Origin of the sequence: Solemya elarraichensis gill symbiont (genome assembly GCF_002021095.1) — a bacterium.
Classification (GTDB): domain Bacteria; phylum Pseudomonadota; class Gammaproteobacteria; order Chromatiales; family Chromatiaceae.
Genome location: NZ_MPRK01000115.1, coordinates 1 through 5,841 on the forward strand (window position 1 = coordinate 1; position 5,841 = coordinate 5,841).

Genomic DNA, 5,841 nt, shown 5'->3' on the forward strand with positions numbered 1-5,841 from the left:
AGAGCTGACACCCAAGTCGATAACGGGTTTCCTCGTCGGCCTCAAGAGCAAAATCGCTACCTTCCGGGTACAACGGGAAGTCAATAACTACCGCAAGGAACCCCTGCTTGCTATCTTACCGGGTGTCGCACTCCAGCAGCTCTGGGACCTCATGAGCGTCGCAGAGAATGCGCTTTTTGTAGTCACCATCCTGGTCGTTTCGATTGGCCTGATCGGCATGCTGACCGTAATGCTCGCCGGCCTGAATGAACGCCGTCGCGAAATGGCAATCCTTCGTTCAGTAGGCGCCCGCCCGGGGCACATCCTTCTGCTGATAACCGGGGAGAGTTTTCTGCTCAGTCTGATCGGGATCGCATTGGGCCTGCTTCTGCTCTATACCAGCCTGGCTCTTGCCCAACCGATCATGGAGAGCCAATATGGCCTCCACTTGAAGATCAGCCTTCCGTCACTTCGGGAGTACTTGATTCTGGGCCTGGTTGGAACTTCCGGCCTGATCATTGGCCTAATACCTGGTTATCGTGCCTATCGTTACTCCCTGGCCGATGGCATGAACATACGTTTATAGAGGTCCGTTTGATGAAACCATGGTTTGTTGCACTACTATTAATATCCACCAGTTTTTTCCTTCACCCCGCCAATGCTGAACAGGCAGAGGAGCTGGAGTGGGACGCCATGATTCCCGAGGATTTTCAACCTGAAAAAATTATGGAACAGTTTGGTGATATCAACGAGCTGGATGACGATGACCCCAGGGCCCAAAAAGTGCTTGAAGAACTGGAGGCAGCATGGGATGCAGCCCCGGTGGTGGAGAGCCTGGATGGAAAACGGGTCAGGCTCCCGGGCTTCGTGGTGCCACTCGAAGGGGACGGTGAGAAACTCAGCGAGTTTCTGTTGGTACCATATTATGGTGCCTGCATCCATGTGCCCCCTCCCCCGGCCAACCAGACAGTCTATGTAAAAGTACCCAAGGGCGATGCCAAGATACGCCAGGCTTTCGATACTGTCTGGGTGAGCGGTACGATGAGCGCAAAATCATTCGACAGTGATCTTGCAACCGCCGGTTACCAGATCCAGGCAGAAGAGGTGACACCCTACGAAGAAGAGATAATACGAGAATAATGAATACCTGCTGGCATTCAGCCACCTGTGTAATCATCATTTTCGCAAGTCTGGTTACGCAGACGCAGGCCAACGCCGATTCATGCCATCTGCATGCACCAGGCGACTACGCATCCTTCAGTCAACAACCTCTTGTCATCCCCGGAGTTGGCAATCAGGCAGAGTGTGAAGAACTAAACCTGCAGCGTTTCAGTTCAAGGGGCAGATGCCACTGTACACAAGAGACGTTCGCAACTGGAAGAGAGATGCCTTCAGACTTTTTACCACCTGTACAGCGAGAGGAGCGCTTACCCTGACAACTAATTTCCGATCATGGTTGAATATTATAAAGCAGGTATTCTTCAACAATCTTCATGCGCCGTCGATGTACCAACCAGTCGTAATCCATAAAAGGATGCCCAAACTTATCATCCCTTAGTATCACAGCCCGTTTTTGTTGCGCCTTATCGACCAATTCCTGTGACATGGCAAGTGGAATCACCCTGTCATTTCGCCCAACAATAAACAGGCAATGACTACAATCATCAGGAAGATGGTTTACGGGGTCATACTCTGGAGGACACCCATAATCGGATAAACGACTCGGTGAGGAATCTACGATAATCTGATCAAGTCGGGCGTGCTGTTCAAATCCATTCAGGAAGGCTATTCCACCGAACGACATTGCATAGATTAAATGTTTTTCATAGTCAGCCGAATTGAGCGCAGCGATGATTTCCGTATAGTCACTCACAATTGCTTTAAGTCGTCGCCTGCCTTCTGAACGGCCATAGCCACGAAAGTCATAGATATAGACATCAAATCCAGCTGATGAAAAACGTGCAAACTCACCAATAAGCCGGTCTGCCAGGATGGCATTTCCCTGCAGCACAAGCAGGTAGCCCTTTGGCGCAATCAACTCTCCTTCATTTCCTGTTGCTCTCAGTTTATAGCCACGCAATATCCTGTGATCTTTTGTCTCGAAAGAGATATCTTCAACATGATTCAATCCTGCCAGTTGATCTGCATTTGGCTTTCCAGCCAGGCTGCTCCATAGCCAAAATGTTAAGGGTTCTTTCAGGCCACAAACACTCTGCTCCAGTTTCATATAGCCATCCCCCTGCTCAGCAGAGACGGAGTATGAAAATATCGTGAATAGAGATATCAAAATCAGGAATTTATTGAACATACACAAATGAGTATAGAGGAATCTAATCATATTAGAGGCACTGCATTCGGACTTGATATGCTCAATTCATGTGGCGGTTGGATTCAACCCTTTAGCTGACGGGCGAAACAAATTCTGAGTGAAACGACCTACCATTCATCAAAGTTTTCTGCGATCCACAAGCGCAGACGCAGACCAGGACCGGAAGAGTAACCGACGTCCCTGAAACGGATTTCTCCCTGCCTGTCGATGATGAAGCTCATCGGCACACCCACCACACCCCAACGCTGGCTGATTTCTCCATCAGCATCATTGACCACGTCAAAGCTCAATCCCTCTTCCTGCAGGTGTTGACGAATCTCTGCATCGCTCCCGGATGAGAGTGCCACTGTGATCACCGGGTAATCTTCAGCAAGCGCATCGACACTGTTGTCAACAAAACCGCATACTGGGCACCAGCTTGCCCAGAAATAAACCAGCAGGTTCTCACCGCTGTAGTCGCCCAGGTTGACCATTTCTCCATCCAGCGTAATAGCGGCAATCTCCGGAGCGGCACCACTTGCCGATTCACGTGTACGCCACAGGTTGACGCCAAAAACCACTGCCATAACCAGCAATAGTTCAAGCGTAAGTAGCATCAAGGTGCGACGCCGGATTTTCATTTTCATGGAAAAGAGAGGGAGAATGGAATCAGCCAGCGTCACCGCTAGTGAAGTTACGCCGCAGATTTCTTAATACGATATCGACGTACTTCTGTGTCTCCTTGTAGGGAGGAACGGTACGACCATGTTTGAGCACAGCGTGTTCACCGGCATTGTACCCGGCCAGTGCCAGGGCGAGATCGTTATCGAAACGGTCGAGCAGTTCGCGCAGGTATTTTGCCCCACCCTCGATATTCTGCTTCGGATCACTCCTGTCAGAGACCCCAAGTCGCTTGGCAGTTTCCGGCATCAATTGCATCAAGCCAGTTGCGCCAGTACGAGATATGGCGCTGACGTTGTAGTTAGATTCAGCTTCGATAACCGCATGAATCAGTTCAGGCGGTAAGCGGTACTTTTCAGCCATGAGATTAACTATGTCGGAAAAACGTTTGTCGCTGACCTGTTTCTTGTTTTTCTCCTGGTCCGACTCATCTGCAAGCAGTTCATCTAACTCGCTATCATTGACGGGATCGGGTTTACGCCCCTCAATATCACCCCAGTTGAGATGAATGGTGTTGAGATAACGGTAGGGAGTTTCCAGTTGTTCATCCGAATAGGCCAGGGTTCCGTCCGGTGCAAGATAGACGTAGACAGTTCCGGCCAAAAGTTGGCCAACTGACAGCAATAGAATGATTATCGCCAATGCCGTTTTCTTGCCGGATTGAAGCATTCAGTGATTTCCCCTTTATTAACAATAACAGGATAGCTTTTAGTGAAAGCCTTTACCAGTGTGATTAATTGAGATTTCAGGCTGGGCGCTGCCTAAACACTTCACAAGCCTGTGGATAACTCTGTGGAAACAAACGTGTCAATGGAGGTTGTTTTCAGGCACGAATTTTCGCTTGATAGAGCAAGTCAAACAGTTGAAATTTGAATTATTCATATAATCAATTAGTTACATTAGATTGTAAAACCCTTCTGTAGCCTTTATCCGGTAAACTCAATTTTTACACGACAAAATGCAGCATGTGGAAAAGCACGATTGACCTGCCCCGCGCTACTGCAGATGAAATAAGGCTCAGCTCTCGAAAAAATCGATCTCGCCGCTCTGAATATCATACTCTGCCCCCGTGATTACCAGCTCTTCCTGTTCGGTCAATTTCTCCAGCATTGCTGAGCCATGCCGCAGTTGATTCACCGAAGCACGCACATTGGCGCGCGTTGCATGCCTGATGAGCTCCCCCTGATCTTCCCACATGGGAGTAGAAACGAGGGACTCTATTGACGGGCGAATGCGGTCCACTATCGACTGAATATTTTTTGAACGCTCGCCATGCGGACGCTGCAGTTCATCGATGGTCGCGCAAATCGCACCACAATGAGTATGTCCCATCACCACAACGAGAGGCGATTTGAACTGCTCCACGGCAAATTCCACGCTTCCAATTTGCGACGGGGCGACGATATTTCCGGCGACACGAATCACAAAGAGATCGCCCAGCCCCTGGTCGAAAACAATTTCGGCCGGTACGCGCGAGTCTGAGCACCCCAGTATGATCGCAAAAGGCTCCTGCCCGGCTACGAGCTGATCGCGTCGATCATTGTCATACAAGATGCCGTCACGTCCGGCGCCGGACACAAAGCGCCTGTTGCCCTCCTGCAATCTCTGCAATGCCTGTTGTGCTGAAATCATTAATTAATCTCTCCCCGTATCTATGCTGGATTTGTAGCATACACCTGTTGCACAGCAAAAAACCGCTGTTACTCTAACGTTTTGGATGTTTATTGACTACATACTTACGCGTTAGAATGTAAAAATCGAATACGTGCATATCCGCATACTCTCGATTGTAACAACGAATAATTATATTTTTTTGCTGAGTTTCAGATAACCGGAGTAATCATTATGAATCCTCTTGCTTCACGCGGCGGTACCGTCATTCTTGGTGTCGTCCTTTCAGTCATTTTTATTTTCCTCCTGCGCGGAGATGGCGCAGCCAACATTACTGAACTGACTGTCTGGTTCCATGTTGTAGTCGGTATTGCGTGGGTAGGCCTGCTTTACTACTTCAACGCTGTACAGATGCCCGCAGTAGCCCAGGCACTTTCAGACGGTGATCCGGGGCCCGCTGCGATCAACAAATATGTCGCACCACGCGCACTCTTCTGGTTCCGCTGGGCTGCACTGCTGACCTGGCTGTCAGGCGCAGCGGCTCTTGGCAAGATGGGAATCATGGGCCAGGCATTTACCTTTGAAGGCTTTACCTTTGCCACTGCAAGCATCAATGCCATCGGCATGGGCGCATGGCTTGGTACCATCATGCTTCTGAATGTATGGGGTCTGATCTGGCCAAACCAGAAGAAGATCCTGGGCATGAAGCAGGCGACACCTGAAGAGATCGCCAAGGCAAAGAAAATCGCCACAATGGCCTCGCGCATCAATACAGCGCTGTCGATCCCGATGCTACTCGGTATGACTGCGTATGGACACGGTTTTCCGTTCTAACTGCCTGTCATTGAGGTATCAAATCCGGCCTGGCCGGATTTAAAGCGATAACAAACCCCGGTAATTCTGCCGGGGTTTTGTTTTTTGACGGTAGCCTAAAACAAAAAATCCCCGCCCGGAGGCGAGGATTTTTCCGTATTAACTACAGTTTTAAACTGTAATCTTACTTGGCAGCTTCAGGAGCGATAGGCGCCTGAGGAGCAACTGGAGCAACTGGAGCAGCAACAGGAGCGTAACCGTAAGGAGCATAACCGTAGCCGTTACGACCGTTGTAACGGTTGTCCATGTTGTTGTAACCGCGACCGTAGTAGCTGTTGTTGGTATCGCCATCGAATTCAGAATCGGCATCAGCGTCTGCGTCCATGCTGAAGTTGAAGCTTCCGCGACCTTTGCCACGACCACGGCCACGACCTTCACCACGTCCGTCT

8 protein-coding genes are annotated in these 5,841 nt (G+C 49.8%); 3 read left to right on the forward strand and 5 right to left on the reverse strand.

The window, feature by feature from the left end; genetic code table 11:
* A partial coding sequence (locus BOW51_RS06850) for an ABC transporter permease (protein ID WP_135568118.1) occupies positions 1–565 on the forward strand: 565 nt, incomplete at its 5' end.
* 11 nt (positions 566–576) lie between these two features.
* Positions 577–1,119, forward strand: a complete 543-nt coding sequence (locus BOW51_RS06855) for a DUF3299 domain-containing protein (protein ID WP_078477041.1) — start codon at positions 577–579, stop codon at positions 1,117–1,119.
* Positions 1,120–1,429: 310 nt separating this feature from the next.
* On the opposite strand, the gene BOW51_RS06860 is transcribed toward BOW51_RS06855, so the two are convergent.
* From BOW51_RS06860 to BOW51_RS06875, 4 genes are all read right to left on the reverse strand, one after another.
* Positions 1,430–2,206: an alpha/beta hydrolase gene (locus tag BOW51_RS06860; protein WP_167367259.1), complete on the reverse strand. Its 777-nt coding sequence runs from the start codon at positions 2,204–2,206 to the stop codon at positions 1,430–1,432.
* A 209-nt stretch (positions 2,207–2,415) separates the two neighbouring features.
* Complete coding sequence (locus tag BOW51_RS06865; RefSeq protein ID WP_078477043.1) at positions 2,416–2,934, reverse strand: protein disulfide oxidoreductase; 519 nt, start codon at positions 2,932–2,934, stop codon at positions 2,416–2,418.
* A gap of 22 nt (positions 2,935–2,956) precedes the next feature.
* Positions 2,957–3,637 carry a lytic transglycosylase domain-containing protein gene (locus tag BOW51_RS06870; protein WP_135568119.1) on the reverse strand — a complete coding sequence of 227 codons (681 nt, stop codon included), beginning with the start codon at positions 3,635–3,637 and terminating at the stop codon, positions 2,957–2,959.
* Between the two features lie 348 nt (positions 3,638–3,985).
* The gene (locus BOW51_RS06875; protein WP_078477044.1) at positions 3,986–4,600 is read right to left on the reverse strand and encodes a carbonic anhydrase; all 615 of its coding nucleotides are present in this window, start codon (positions 4,598–4,600) and stop codon (positions 3,986–3,988) included.
* A gap of 213 nt (positions 4,601–4,813) precedes the next feature.
* On the opposite strand from BOW51_RS06875, the gene BOW51_RS06880 reads away from it, so the two are divergent.
* On the forward strand, positions 4,814–5,413 hold the full coding sequence (locus BOW51_RS06880; RefSeq protein WP_078477045.1) for a urate hydroxylase PuuD: 600 nt from the start codon (positions 4,814–4,816) through the stop codon (positions 5,411–5,413).
* Positions 5,414–5,576: 163 nt separating this feature from the next.
* On the opposite strand, the gene BOW51_RS06885 is transcribed toward BOW51_RS06880, so the two are convergent.
* Positions 5,577–5,841: sulfur globule family protein (locus BOW51_RS06885; protein WP_281252871.1), on the reverse strand; the 265-nt coding region annotated here is incomplete at its 5' end.